Raw genomic sequence first — 12,467 nt, 5'->3', positions numbered from 1 at the left:
CCGGTGTCACTGCCGTCGGCGTCGCCCGTCACGAGTCGCTGCGCCCGCCGCCGGCGGACGCGAGCTCCGTCGATTCCCCGTTCGCGCGGACGGTGATGACCGTCGCCTCGAGCTTCCCCTTCAGGAACGTCTCGATGTCGGGGTCCGAAAACAGCTTCTGGATGGTCCGCCGCCAGCGACTCGCCTGCTTGGCGCCGATGACCACGATGTCCGCCTCCTCGGCGGCGACCTCGTCGAGGATGGTCTCCTCTACGAGGAACCCCCGGCGGATGACGTACCGGACGTTGGGGAGGTGGCCGAACTCGCGTTGGACCGCCTGCTTGAGATCCGTCCGAGTTACCTCTCGACCGTTCTGGTACAGATCGACGTGGAGGACCGTCAACTCGGCGTCGCGCTCGTCGGCGATTCGGATCGCCTCCGACAGCGTCGCCTTGGAGTGCTTCGAGAGCGGGTATCGAACCGGCACGACGACCAACGTCATTATCGGCTGGACGCGCCGCCACGTGTAAACACTTCCTCTTGGCCAACCCGTGACGGCGGACCGATCACCCGGGGCCGCCTTGCCCGCCGTCACTCGTCCCCGACTCGTTCCGACGGCGACGTGTCGCCACTGTCATCGAAATCGCCCGAGGTGCCCGGTTCAGCCGAGTCGCCGGCGCCAGCGGCGTCGGCTGCGGCGTTCACCGAACCGCCCGACACGCGCTCGATCCGGCCTTCGATCTCGGGGGCGATACCGTGCGCTCGGACGTACTCGGCGAGCACTTCGTGTTGGATCCCGTGCTCGCCGGATCGGTGGCGCTCCTCGATCGTCGGGAACTCGTGGTCAGAGTGCAGGAGGTACTCGGGCGTCGCGACGCGGTACAGCCGCTCGGAGTCGATCGGTTCCCCGCCGACGCGCGCGTCGATCAACTCCTCGCGGTCGTCGTCCCAGACGACGCGAGCGCCGCTGACGTGGCCGTGCCACCAGCCGTCCTCGCCGAAGTCGACCACCGATGCCGACATCTCCGCGAACGCCGCGCGCAGTTCGGCGCCCGTGAGTTCGACTTCGACGATCGGTTCCTCGAACGGGAGCACGGACAGGAGGTCCGCGAGGGTCACCTCGCCAGCGAGGTCGTCGCCGAGGCGGAGGCCGCCGGCGTTCTGGAGGCCGACGTCCGCGCCGGCCGCCCAGCGGTAGGCGTCGGCGACGAGGTTACCGATGCGGCACTCACCGCCGTGGACCGTTTCGTCGCTGCGGACGATCGGCTCGTCGACGTGACCGACGGCCTCGTCGAGCCCCGCGGCGGCGATGCGCTCGCGCAGGGCGTCCGCAAGGCGTTCGTCGATCGGGGCGTCGGCGGGGCTGTGCCGGCGAACGCTCGCGCCGTCGTCGTTGAGCGTCACCTCGAGCACCGTCTCGCCGTTGACGCCCGGGCGCGTGCAGAGGACGCCGTCGACTTCCTCGGCGCGCTCGCTGTGGACGTGACCGCCGAGCACCAGGTCGACCCCGTCGATCCGCGCGAGGTCGTCGTCGCCACCGCCCAAGTGTGACACCGCGACGACGTAGTCGACGCCGTCGCGCTCGGCTGCATCCTCGCCCTCGTCGGCACGGTCGCCTCCGGCCGCGGCTTCAGCTTCCATGGCCGCGATCGCATTCCGGGCGGCCTCGTACGGGTCGGTGAACGTCATCTCCGCAGCCGAGGGGTTCAGCGAGTCCGTGCTCGGGTCGGTGACGCCGAGGAAGCCCACGCGCTCGCCGTCGACGGTTTCGACCGTCCACGGGACGACGCCCTCGGCCTCGCCGAACGGATCGCCGTCCTCGTCGCGGACGTTCGCAGAGACCCACGTCTGCGGGGAGTCGGCGACGATCCCGCGGGCGGCATCGGTGCCGAAGTCGAAGTCGTGGTTGCCGAACGTCTCCACGTCGGTGCCGACGGCGCGGAAGAAGTCGACCGCCTGGCGCCCGTTCGAGACGGTCGCGGCGACGCCAGGCGAGGTGTCGTCGCCGGCGCCGACGATCGCGGCGTCCGGGCCGTCGAGTCCGGTGATCAGGCCGGCGAGGCGCCCCGCGCGGTCGGGGTCGTCGTAGACGTTCTCGATGTCGGAGTAGTGGACGAACCGGGGCATTCGGGTGACTGTGTCGTGTGCGCTGGCGGCCAAGAACGCTCCGGGTTCAGTCGACCGGCCCGAGCGCGCTCGTCCCGCTACGGGAACGGGTGGTACGCCTTCTCCGGTTCCGGCTCGAACCCCATCGACGCCGACACGGACTCCAGTCGGTCCCCGAAGAACGGCTCGCCGGTGAACAGCGGCTGTGCCTCCGGGACGAGCACGCGGACGCCTTCGAAGCCGAGCGCAGACACGTCGCGGGTGGTCAGTCGGGCCGCGTACGCGTCGAGGCCGGCGTCGCCGAGTCGCTCGAGGACGGCGTCGACCTCCTCGACGCCCTCGGCTTCCGCCGCGTCGGCGTCCGTCACGTCGGCGGCGGGAAGCGTCACGTCGGGGGAGACGAACTCGCGGACGCGCCCGGGGAAGTCGGCGTACGAGCCGATGGCGCCTTCCTCGGCGCTCGCCTGTTCGGGTCCCATCGCGTGTAACTCCATCCAGTTTTGCAGCGCCTCCGCGAGCGCGCCTCGGGCGGCGGCCGCGGCGTCGAGGTCGGCCGCCGAGCCCATGGCGAACCGGGGCCACTCTCCGGTCTCGGCGTCGCGGTGGACCGCCGCGCCGACGACGGGCACGTCCACGTCCTGCGTGAGCAGCAGCGTCGTCACCGAGAGGTCCTCGGCGCGCGCTCGCTTGCGGAGCGTCTCGAACCCCCCGTCGTCGACGGTCAGCCCCATCGGATCGAACGTGGAGTACCACGACAGCATCGACGCGTCGCGCTCGACCGTTTCGTACAGCCCCGACAACACCGCCTCGGCCGTCGAGTTCCCGAGCCCGAGCCCGGTCGTGATCGCCGGCCCGAACCGCTCCTCGGGCGGCGGAAACACGACGAACTCCGCCGGCAGCGACGCTGTCTCCCGACTCACGAGATCGATCCCGGAGACCCACGGGATGCGGTCGTCCGGGTCGGGTGTGTCGGATCCGGGGGGCCGGACGAATCGCGTGACAGGGACCGCGTCGACGACGCCGTTCGTCGGCGCCGACCGGAACGACGACGCGCGGTAGGTTCCCGCGCAGTAGCGTTCGAGCGCCTCGCCGATGGCCTTCGCGTACGCGACGTCCCAGTCGGCGGCGACACCGGCGGCGAACTCCGCACAGCGCGCGTCGGCGAAGACGGCGGTATCGGTCGTCCGCGCGATGTAGTACGGCGCCGGCACGGACTCGCGCTCGCCCACTTCAGCCACGAGTCCCAGTCGGTCGTCGACCGCGCGGTCCATTCGGTCGACGGCGTCGTCCAGTGAGACCTGCTCGTCGCACGCCCGAAGATCGAACCCCGTCGGCGACGCCCCGCAGTCGCACCCGGGCACCGGAAGCAGCGTCCGTTCGCGGCCATCGACCTCGGTGACGGTGCCAGCCACGTCGTCCCCTGAGAGGTGCTGGATGGCGCGACGGCCGGCCAGCGCCCCCGCGAATCGGACGGCGCTGCGGGTTCCCTGCGGTGTCGCGTCCGTCGCCGGGACGTTCGCGCGGACCCGGTCACACAGGCAATCGTAACAGCCAGTCTCGGGTGAGAACACGGAGACTGCGGCGTCGAGTCCTTCGATCGCGCGGCCGCCGATGCCGCCGACCTCGACGGCGACCCAGTCGTCGACGACCCGGGTCGCGGTGCGGAACGCGTCGTCCCCGGTCGTGCCGACCACGACGGCGAAGTCGAATCCGTCCAGGAGGCCGGCCTCCACCTCCATCACGTTCGCCTCGATGTCGGTGACGGCGCCCCGTATCGGTTCGACGGCGGGGTCCGGGCCGACGATGGCGATGTCCATGCCCCGCTGGTGGGGTGAGTCGCACTAAAAGGTGGTCGGTCACCGGGACGGGACCCGTCCCGGGGCGCCGGCCTAGTTCAGCAGTCGGTGGGCGACGCTCGCCAGTTCGTCGCTCGATGCGTCGCGCAGCCGGTCGTCGCCGAGCTTCAAGCGCAGACGGGGACGCCCCACGTCGATGGGCACCTTCTCGGTGTCGATGAGCCCCAGGTCCTCGAGGTGGGTCTTCGTGCGCGAGAACGTCGCCTTCGAGGCGATGCCGACGTCCTCGCCCCACTTGCTGATGTCGTACAGGAGCACGTCGTTTTTCGCCGCGACGAGCAGCGAGATGGTCACCTCGTCGAGGCCGTCGCCGTCTCCGCGGGCGGTCTCCAGCGACGCCAGCACCGCGTCGAAATCGGCGCGAACCGGGTCGCCGATGTCATCGTCCAGCGTCTCGCGGACGTGCGACAGCGCCGGCGTCCGGAGGTTGAACTCATCGGCGTCCGCCCACTGGTCGCGGTACGTCTCGTAAGCGTCCCCGGCGAACGACTCGTCGTCGGCCGCGAGCGCGGCGACGTGCTCACCGGCGGAGACGATGGCGTACAGTTCGTCCTCGCCGACCACGAGCGTGTTGTCCGCGTCGCCATCGAGTTCCCGAAGCGTCATCGACCCGGCGTCGACCAAGTCGGCGGCGTCGCCGGCGACGAGGAAATCGTCCATCACGTCCTTGAGCATGCGGTTGTCGGCGAGGACGTTCAGCGTCGGGAGGCCCTCGTCGTAGTCGGATCCCGCGTCGACGAGCGATTCGATCACCGCCGCGTTGGGGTCGACGATCACCAGCTCACCCGCCGATCGGTCGAAGAGCGTCCGGAGCACGTCACCCATGGAGCGCTCGAATACATTCGCAGTCATAGCTACGTAGAACATCGCGAGTTGTCTATTTAATACTAACGGGATATCGGGGGAATCAAGCCTCCTCTCCGGAGAATACGAGACTCAAGCGACTGAATGGAAGCCGGCGGCATGAGAGTTAAGTACACGCATGCTCGTCCGAGTGGTATGGGAAACTCGCTCCGCTCACGAACGGTCGAACCGGCGCTGACGGCTATCGGTTTCCGCCACGCGCGGCTCGCGCTGACGATCGCGGTCGCGGTGACGCTGTTTTTCACGGCGGACGCCGCTGCGGCCGTCGATATCGGGGCCGATCCGACGAACGTCGGCGACGTGTCGTCGGGGCCCTGATATCACCGGTCAGCGACGGGAACCCGCTGACGACTGACTGGCCGAGTTAACCCACCTGCGAACCGGTCCCGTACGCCTCGGTTACGACGAGCGGAGATCCCCAGCGAGCGCGTCCGACCAGCAGAGCGCTCCGTCGAACAGCACGGGGGTATCCGCGTACGAGAGGAACTCGATCAACTCCGCGCGATCGACCGTGAACTCCCTGCTGGTCCCGAGGAGGTGCGTCTCGTCGGACTCCTGGAGGTACGGTCGGAAGAACCCGCCCGTCATCCACGGCGCGCCCATCGACACCGTCACGTCGAATCGGTCGGGCGCCCGGCGGCCGACCCGCACGTCTGTCCCGACGATGTCTTCCGACTGCGTCAGCACGTGCGTGCCGTCGCCGACGACGGCGTAGTCCTTGCCGGTCATGATCTGGCGTCTCGACTTGTCGAGCGCCTGCTCCATGCAGTAGCCGCTGACGAGCAAGCGGGCGAACATCGTGCCGACCGTCGCCGCTTGGCTGTCGAGCACCTCGTTGAACGTGACCGCGCCCGCGACGCTCCCCTTTCGGATCAGTTCGATCCCCTCGTGAAAGGAGCCGCAGGCGTTCAGGAAGAACGTCTGGGCGTTCGACTCCGAAAGGCTCGGCGCCGAGAGGTAGCCGTCGGCACACCGGAGTCCGTCCCGTTCGCAGTGGCCGATGTAGTGGACGAGATCGGTCCGGGACTCGAACACCGAGGCGAGTTCGTCGACGGTAAGCCGCTCTCTCAGCGTGACATCGAGATCGAGCGCCTCGGCGCGAGCGCGGTACTGGGCGGCGACGTCGTCGTGCTCCTCGCGCATGTCCCCGTCGTTCAGGATGGCGACGACCGAGATCGGATCGCCGGCCGCGTCGAGGTACCGGCCGCGGTTCTCGTACGCCTCACGAACGGTTTTGAACGCGTCGATCGGCACGCCGTCGGCGAGCCAGCCGTGCGTCCGTCCCGCACCTTGTTCGGGCCGGACCAACTCGACCGACGCCACCTCGCCCGCGTCGCGCCGGTAGAAATCGGCCAACGAGGTGTCGAGCCACTCCGATTTCTCGAGCGTGTTCGACTCGGCGATCCGGACGAGCGGGAGGTTCGCGAGGAGGTGCGACAGCGTCGGCACGTGGTCGTACTCGGGGTCGATCGACATCGACAGATGCCACTCCGGGAACCGATCGCGGACCGATTCGAACGGCGTCGCGAGGTAGGTGTCGAGGCGCTCGCCCGGCGACGCGGCGTACAGGGAGTCGGCGTCGAGACCGAGTTCCGAGGCCGTCTCGGCGACGGACAGCCCGGACTCGTAGGGGCCGGCCTCCCTGACGACGCAGTCGAGGTGGAACGTTCGGTCGAGCAGCGAGGCGACCGCCTCCTGAAACTCGGGAAACGCCGGGAGCGGGTGGGTCCGGCCGGGCGTCTCGACCCTCGGTCTCCCGTCTGCCTCGACGGCGACGTCCGCGCCGACGTAGTGCGCGAACGAGGAGACGACGAACAGGTGTCTGAGATCGGGGGGAACGACGACTCGCACGTCGGCGTCGTCGCGCTTCTCGCGAAGCGTCTCGGGGATCGAGACCGACTCGCCGAAGGCGATCCGCGGAGGGTTCCCCCGCATGCTGTCGAACGAGCGGTCGGCGGTCGCGGTGCGGTGGCCGGCCGGGAACGTCGACAGCGCCGTCGCGACGCCGCCTGGCGTCTGCGGCACGGTCACTGTCTCGGAGTCGTCTTGGACCCCGCTTCCGAATCCGATCTCGACGGAAGTCGGCGCCGGAAATCGAACCGAGAGCCGCTCGTATCGGGGCTTCTCGATCGTCGCCGCCCCGTCGAAGCGGACGTACACGTCGATCCGGCTCTCGACGTAGAGGGCGTAGGAGCCGTCGGGGATCGAAAGCGGCCCGGTGCCGGTACCGAGATCGAACACCTCGCCGGTGTCGACGTCGCGGACCGGGGCGTACACCGGCGGGAACCCGAGGGACGTCGCCGACCCGGACACCGTCGCGTCCGGCGTCCAGGTGTCCTCGAGGCCCAGGGCGTCGATGGCGGCGTCGAGCGACGGCGTCGACGCGTCGCCGGGGTCGCTCCATCCGTCCGTCCGCACGTCGACGGCGTGTTTGGCGGCGTCGACCGCGCGAAACCCGTCCTCGGTCCGTTCGACCTGCATTCGACTGCACGGACCTGCGCAGTGACCGCATTTATCGGTGTCGCCACGGGCGCGCGAGTACGCATGGCTTTTTGTCACCGCTCGCCGGACTTCCAGTATGGAGTATCCCGAGGTACGTGAGACCGACCCGGCCGTCGCCGACGCCCTCGAGGGGGAGGTCAGCCGACAACAGGACACGCTAGCGATGATCGCCTCCGAGAACCACGTCTCCGAGGCCGTTTTGGAGGCGCAGGGGAGCGCGCTCACCAACAAGTACGCGGAGGGGTATCCGGGCAAGCGGTACTACGCGGGCTGTGAGTTCGCCGACGCGGTCGAGGAACTCGCCATCGAGCGGGCAACGGAGCTGTGGGGCGCCGAGCACGTCAACGTCCAGCCCCACTCGGGCACGCAGGCGAACATGGCGGTGTACCTGGCAACTCTCGACGCGGGCGACAAGATCCTCTCGCTCGAACTCGAACACGGCGGGCACCTCAGCCACGGTCACCCCGCGAACTTCACCGGCCAGCTGTTCGAGGTGGAGAAGTACGGCGTCGACCCGGAGACGGGCTACATCGACTACGGGGCGCTCGCCGAGCAGGCCGACGAGTTCGACCCGGACATCATCGTCTCGGGCTACTCGGCGTACCCGCGGGAGGTCGAGTGGGAGCGGATCCAAGACGTCGCCGACGCGGTCGACGCGTACCACCTCGCAGACATCGCCCACATCACGGGGCTCGTCGCCGCGGGCGTCCACGACTCGCCCGTCGGCGTCGCCGACTTCGTCACCGGCTCCACCCACAAGACGATCCGGGCGGGCCGCGGCGGGATCGTCATGTGCGACGAGGAGCACGCGGACGACATCGACGCGGCGGTGTTCCCCGGCGGGCAGGGCGGTCCCCTCATGCACAACATCGCCGGCAAGGCCGTCGGCTTCGGAGAGGCGCTGGAGCCCGAGTTCGAGGAGTACGCCCAGCAGGTCGTCGCCAACGCCGAGGCGCTCGCCGACTCCTTCGAGGCCAACGGGCTGGAGGTCGTCTCCGGCGGCACCGACACCCACCTCGTGCTCGTCGACCTGCGCGAGTCGCACCCAGACACCTCCGGCGGCGACGCCGAGGAGGCGCTCGCGGAGGCCGGCATCGTGCTCAACGCGAACACGGTCCCCGGCGAGACACGGTCGCCGTTCGACCCCTCGGGAATCCGCGCCGGGACGCCCGCGCTCACCACCCGCGGCTTCGACGAAGCCGCCTGCCGCGAGGTCGGCGATCTCATCCACCGGGTCGTCGACAACGTCGACGACGAGTCGGTCATCGCCGAGGTGCGCGAGCGCGTCGCCGAGCTGACGGATGCGCACCCGCTGTACGAGTAAGCGACCGGATACGATCCACGTTTCTGCGTACTTCGGAGATTATCCTCGCGCTGTTGTGCACGAACCCGAGGATTCTTACGCGTCGCCGCCGCCCCATCGACCATGACCGACATCGACGGGAACGCCGTCGCCGCCGAGATCCGCGACGGCGTCGCCGACTGCGTGGAGACGCTGAACGACGCGGGCGTCGAGCCGGCGTTGGCGACCGTGCTGATGAGCGACGACCCCGCCAGCGAAACGTACGTCTCGATGAAGCAGAACGACTGCGAGGAGGTCGGGATGCAGAGCGTCCACGTCGACGTGGACAACGACGCGCCCGCCCAAGAGCTGTACGACACCATCGACGAACTGAACGCCGACGACGAGGTCCACGGCATCCTCGTCCAGATGCCCGTCGTCGATCAGGTCGATACCCGCCGGGTCCTCCGCTCGGTCGCCCCCGCGAAGGACGTGGACGGGTTCCACCCGGAGAACGTCGGCCGCCTCGTCGCCGGCAACGCGCGGTTCAAGCCTTGCACCCCCCACGGTATCCAGCGGCTGCTCGCGTCGGCGGACGTGGACCCGGAGGGGAAAGAGGCGGTCGTCGTCGGCCGCTCGGACATCGTCGGCAAGCCGATGGCGAACCTCCTCTTCGGTCGTGGCCCGGGCGGCAACGCCACGACGACCGTCTGCCACTCGCGGACCGAAGACCTCGCGAGCCACACCCGCCGAGCGGACATCGTCGTCGCCGCCGCGGGGATCCCGGAGTTCATCACCGCGGACATGGTGAGCGAGGGCGCGACCGTCATCGACGTGGGTATCAACCGCGTCGAGCGCGACGGCGAGTCGACGCTCGTCGGCGACGTGGCCCACGACGAGGTCGCGGAGAAAGCAGGGGCGATCACGCCCGTCCCCGGCGGCGTCGGGCCGATGACGCGCGCGATGCTGCTGTACAACACGGTCAAGGCCGCCGGCGAACAGCACGGCGTCGACATCGAGCTTCCCTGAGCGGCCCGTTCTCTCTCGATCGAGCGCCCGAATTGGTCGGCTACTCCAACCGTTCTCTCGCGCTCGCCAGCGCCGCCGCGTCGCCGGCGATGAGGTATCGCCCCAGCTCGACGGCCGCCTCGACGAGCGCGTCCGCCTCCGCGGGCGCCACGTCGCCCTCAAGCGCGTCGATCCGCTTCGCGCGATCGCGGATGGCGCCGAGCGTTCGACTCGCCTCGGGATCGGGATGGTCGTCGAGGTACGTCGACACGTCCGATCGGTACTCCAATACCGCCTCGGCGGCCGCGAGCCCGCGAGCCTCGTGCATCCGCGGGGGAATCTCCTCCGCGTTCGGCCGCTCGCCCGTGTCAGCCGCGCGCAGCAGCGTCGTGAGGTACCACTCCTCGTCGTCGGTGACGCCCGGAGTGGTTCCTTCGGGGCCGCGGTCGCCCACGGTCGCGTCCGCCCGCCCGCCCCCGGTCCGGCGATCCGGCCGTACACGTCGGCCGCGTGGCGGAGCTCCGCGGCCGCGAGGTACGCGTCGTCCAGTGGCGCGAGGTCGCCGCCGCGGATGAACCCCCGCTTGCGGAGGTACGTCCGACACTCGGCTTTGATTTCGTCGACGAGCTCGGCGAGCGCAGTGTCGTCCAGTCGGACCAATACGGCGGTCAGGTCCAACTCCGCGGGCGCGTCAGTGTGCCTGCGGCGCTCGCCGGTCCCCACGCTCTGAAGGCTCCCGCAGTCGGGACACGCGATGCTCCCCGTCTCGAAGTACGACCAGCGGGTTCCGCACTCCGTACACTCGCGCTCGCCCCGGACTTCCATGACCGCACGTACCGGCGGTACGGTGAAAAACGCCTCGTCGCCGCGGCGGCGGGGCGGGCACGTCGCCGCGGGCGATCCCGGATACCCGCGACCGCCGGCACCGACTTGGTCACGGACTGTGAGAGGGCTTGTGTGACACCGAACTCGTTCTTCCACGTGGCGCTGAAGGCCGACGACGTGGACGCGACGGCATCGTTCTACGAGGCGGCGTTCGACGGGACTGTCATCGAGCGGGGCCACGCCGCCGACGGCGAGGGCGCGACGGCCGTCGAACACGTCGCCTTGGAGGTGGCCGACAAGCGCGTGTACGTCTTCGACCGGGCGCCCTACGAGGCGACCGGTGACGTGGAGGCGATGCCGACCGGCCTGCTCCACTTCGGGTTCGTCGTCGACGACATCGACGCCGCCCGCGAGGCGATCGACGGCGTCGGCTTCGGCGTCGACTGGGTGATGGGACCCGAGCGCTTCGGCGACCTCCGGATCGCGTTCTTGATCGACCCGACCGGGACCATCGTCGAACTCATCGAGCACGTGTCGTGAGCCGACGCCGCAGGCTCGCGCGCGGCGTCGGTCCCGCGAGAAGCGGTCCGCGACGGCGTCTCGACACGCGGAGTTCTCCCCGGCACGCTTTTACTGTCGCCGCCGGAGGTGTCATCGAATGACCTTCTCCATCGCAGCGCGCGACCCAGAGACGGACGCCGTCGGGGTGGCGGTCCAGTCGAAGTTCGTCTCGGTCGGCGCCGTCGTCCCGTTCGTTTCGGCCGACGCCGGCGCGGTCGCGACGCAGAGTTTCGCCAACGTCGCGTACGGCCCGGACGGGCTCGACCTCCTCCGCGAGGGCAACGCGCCCGCCGAGGCAATCGAGGCGCTCACCGACGCCGACGACGAGGCCGAGCAGCGGCAGGTCGGCGTCGTCGGACTCGACGGCGAGCCGGCGGCGTTCACCGGCGCGGAGTGTTTCGACGTTGCGGGCGACCGACAGGGCGAGCATTACACCGTGCAGGGGAACATCCTCGCGAACGAGGCGACGCTCGATGCGATGGCCGAGGCGTTCGAGACGGTCGACGGCGGCCTCCCAGACCGGCTCATCGCGGCGCTCCACGCCGGCAACGACGCCGGCGGCGACTCCCGCGGCGAGCAGTCGGCTGCGCTGTCAGTCGCCAAGCCCGAGGGCGGCTACGACGGGAAGAACGACCGCTGGGTCGACGTACGCGTCGACGACCACGAGCGTCCGATCGACGAACTGGAGCGCGTGTTCAAGCTGTACGACGTGACGCTGCTCGCCCGCGAGGAGCCCGACGACCCCGCGGAGCTGTCAGGCGAGGCGGCGCTTGCGGTGTCGTCGGTGCTCTCGGACACGGGGTTTCTCGACGGCGAGGCGACGGACGCGTTCGGCGAGGCAGAACGGGCCGCGCTCGAGGACTTCCGCGGGATGAACAACTTCGAGAACCACTCGCTGACGGTCATTGAGGACGCGCTCGCTCGCGGCTGGGCGGAGGCGGCCGCCGGCGACGCGGCCGCCGAGCGCGACGAAAACGGCGAATCGCGGCTGACCGACGCGATCTGGCGCGGGCTCCAGCGCTACGACAGACTGTAACTCGCCGTGGATTCCCCCGCACTCGGCGCACGGGAGCCGGTCACACAGGCGCTGATCGCGCAAGCGTCGGTCGTCCAGGCGCCCACGGCGCAGTTACCGGCGTTCCAGTTGCTCACGGTCGTGCTCTCGTTCGTCGGCGCCGGCGTCGCGCTCGCCGCGGGTATCGGGATCGTCGCGGTGTACGACCGTCAGGGGAACGATGCCGACGGGGCAGTCACACGTCGGGCGTTCGGACTGTGGGCTGCGGGCACGGTTCTCCTCGCTGCCGGCACTCCCGCGGTGTTTCGCGCGTCGCTGTCGACCGCACCGACGCTGCGCGCGCTCGCGCTGGTCGGCGCCCTCGTCGGCGCCCTCGCCGTCGGCGCCGCGCCAATGTACCTCTGGCAGGCGACGAACGCTGAAGGATGAGCAGTCGACCACCCTCCGGCGGGCCGGGCCGGCCGGATAC

Annotated in this window: 12 protein-coding genes and 1 pseudogene; 6 read left to right on the top strand and 7 right to left on the bottom strand. The window is 69.9% G+C overall.

Annotation, left to right across the window (positions count from 1 at the left end):
- Positions 1-28: 28 nt before the first annotated feature.
- The 4 genes from P0Y41_RS02345 to tbsP form a co-directional block, all read right to left on the bottom strand.
- The gene (locus P0Y41_RS02345; protein WP_284062402.1) at positions 29-481 is read right to left on the bottom strand and encodes a universal stress protein; all 453 of its coding nucleotides are present in this window, start codon (positions 479-481) and stop codon (positions 29-31) included.
- Between the two features lie 89 nt (positions 482-570).
- Positions 571-2,106, bottom strand: coding sequence for a bifunctional metallophosphatase/5'-nucleotidase (locus P0Y41_RS02340; RefSeq protein WP_284062401.1), 1,536 nt, complete (start codon positions 2,104-2,106; stop codon positions 571-573).
- 77 nt (positions 2,107-2,183) lie between these two features.
- Positions 2,184-3,902 (bottom strand): YcaO-like family protein, encoded by a 1,719-nt coding sequence (locus tag P0Y41_RS02335; RefSeq protein WP_284062400.1) that lies wholly within the window; start codon positions 3,900-3,902, stop codon positions 2,184-2,186.
- Between the two features lie 72 nt (positions 3,903-3,974).
- The gene (gene tbsP, locus P0Y41_RS02330; RefSeq protein ID WP_284062399.1) at positions 3,975-4,793 is read right to left on the bottom strand and encodes a transcriptional regulator TbsP; all 819 of its coding nucleotides are present in this window, start codon (positions 4,791-4,793) and stop codon (positions 3,975-3,977) included.
- 147 nt (positions 4,794-4,940) lie between these two features.
- Between tbsP and P0Y41_RS02325 the strand changes: the two genes are divergently transcribed.
- Complete coding sequence (locus P0Y41_RS02325; protein WP_284062398.1) at positions 4,941-5,123, top strand: hypothetical protein; 183 nt, start codon at positions 4,941-4,943, stop codon at positions 5,121-5,123.
- An 81-nt stretch (positions 5,124-5,204) separates the two neighbouring features.
- Here P0Y41_RS02325 and P0Y41_RS02320 read toward each other — a convergent pair whose 3' ends face one another.
- The gene (locus P0Y41_RS02320; protein ID WP_284062397.1) at positions 5,205-7,286 is read right to left on the bottom strand and encodes a hypothetical protein; all 2,082 of its coding nucleotides are present in this window, start codon (positions 7,284-7,286) and stop codon (positions 5,205-5,207) included.
- Positions 7,287-7,383: 97 nt separating this feature from the next.
- Between P0Y41_RS02320 and glyA the strand changes: the two genes are divergently transcribed.
- The gene (glyA, locus tag P0Y41_RS02315) at positions 7,384-8,631 is read left to right on the top strand and encodes a serine hydroxymethyltransferase (protein ID WP_284062396.1); all 1,248 of its coding nucleotides are present in this window, start codon (positions 7,384-7,386) and stop codon (positions 8,629-8,631) included.
- A 102-nt stretch (positions 8,632-8,733) separates the two neighbouring features.
- Positions 8,734-9,618 carry a tetrahydrofolate dehydrogenase/cyclohydrolase catalytic domain-containing protein gene (locus P0Y41_RS02310; RefSeq protein ID WP_284062395.1) on the top strand — a complete coding sequence of 295 codons (885 nt, stop codon included), beginning with the start codon at positions 8,734-8,736 and terminating at the stop codon, positions 9,616-9,618.
- 40 nt (positions 9,619-9,658) lie between these two features.
- On the opposite strand, the gene P0Y41_RS17885 is transcribed toward P0Y41_RS02310, so the two are convergent.
- Positions 9,659-10,051, bottom strand: a complete 393-nt coding sequence (locus P0Y41_RS17885) for a DUF7117 family protein (protein WP_345783174.1) — start codon at positions 10,049-10,051, stop codon at positions 9,659-9,661.
- Positions 10,052-10,143: 92 nt separating this feature from the next.
- A pseudogene (locus P0Y41_RS17970) lies at positions 10,144-10,422 on the bottom strand (DUF7117 family protein); the annotation flags it as partial.
- 132 nt (positions 10,423-10,554) lie between these two features.
- Here P0Y41_RS17970 and P0Y41_RS02300 point away from each other — a divergent pair.
- From P0Y41_RS02300 to P0Y41_RS02290, 3 genes are all read left to right on the top strand, one after another.
- On the top strand, positions 10,555-10,962 hold the full coding sequence (locus tag P0Y41_RS02300) for a VOC family protein (RefSeq protein WP_284062394.1): 408 nt from the start codon (positions 10,555-10,557) through the stop codon (positions 10,960-10,962).
- Between the two features lie 118 nt (positions 10,963-11,080).
- Positions 11,081-12,019: a DUF1028 domain-containing protein gene (locus P0Y41_RS02295; protein WP_284062393.1), complete on the top strand. Its 939-nt coding sequence runs from the start codon at positions 11,081-11,083 to the stop codon at positions 12,017-12,019.
- Between the two features lie 6 nt (positions 12,020-12,025).
- Complete coding sequence (locus tag P0Y41_RS02290; protein WP_284062392.1) at positions 12,026-12,427, top strand: hypothetical protein; 402 nt, start codon at positions 12,026-12,028, stop codon at positions 12,425-12,427.
- Positions 12,428-12,467 lie beyond the last annotated feature (40 nt).

The organism is Halobaculum halobium (assembly GCF_030127145.1).
Lineage (GTDB): Archaea > Halobacteriota > Halobacteria > Halobacteriales > Haloferacaceae > Halobaculum > Halobaculum halobium.
This window is presented reverse-complemented; position numbering and strand designations above follow the sequence as displayed.

What these genes read in the sequence shown, in the direction of transcription:
- P0Y41_RS02345 (WP_284062402.1), bottom strand. Translation starts at nt 481, where the DNA reads ATGACGTTGGTCGTCGTGCCGGTTCGATACCCGCTCTCGAAGCACTCC.
- P0Y41_RS02320 (WP_284062397.1), bottom strand. Translation starts at nt 7,286, where the DNA reads ATGCAGGTCGAACGGACCGAGGACGGGTTTCGCGCGGTCGACGCCGCC.
- P0Y41_RS02295 (WP_284062393.1), top strand. Translation starts at nt 11,081, where the DNA reads ATGACCTTCTCCATCGCAGCGCGCGACCCAGAGACGGACGCCGTCGGG.
- tbsP (WP_284062399.1), bottom strand. Translation starts at nt 4,793, where the DNA reads ATGACTGCGAATGTATTCGAGCGCTCCATGGGTGACGTGCTCCGGACG.
- P0Y41_RS02335 (WP_284062400.1), bottom strand. Translation starts at nt 3,902, where the DNA reads ATGGACATCGCCATCGTCGGCCCGGACCCCGCCGTCGAACCGATACGG.
- P0Y41_RS02340 (WP_284062401.1), bottom strand. Translation starts at nt 2,106, where the DNA reads ATGCCCCGGTTCGTCCACTACTCCGACATCGAGAACGTCTACGACGAC.
- P0Y41_RS02310 (WP_284062395.1), top strand. Translation starts at nt 8,734, where the DNA reads ATGACCGACATCGACGGGAACGCCGTCGCCGCCGAGATCCGCGACGGC.
- glyA (WP_284062396.1), top strand. Translation starts at nt 7,384, where the DNA reads ATGGAGTATCCCGAGGTACGTGAGACCGACCCGGCCGTCGCCGACGCC.
- P0Y41_RS02325 (WP_284062398.1), top strand. Translation starts at nt 4,941, where the DNA reads ATGGGAAACTCGCTCCGCTCACGAACGGTCGAACCGGCGCTGACGGCT.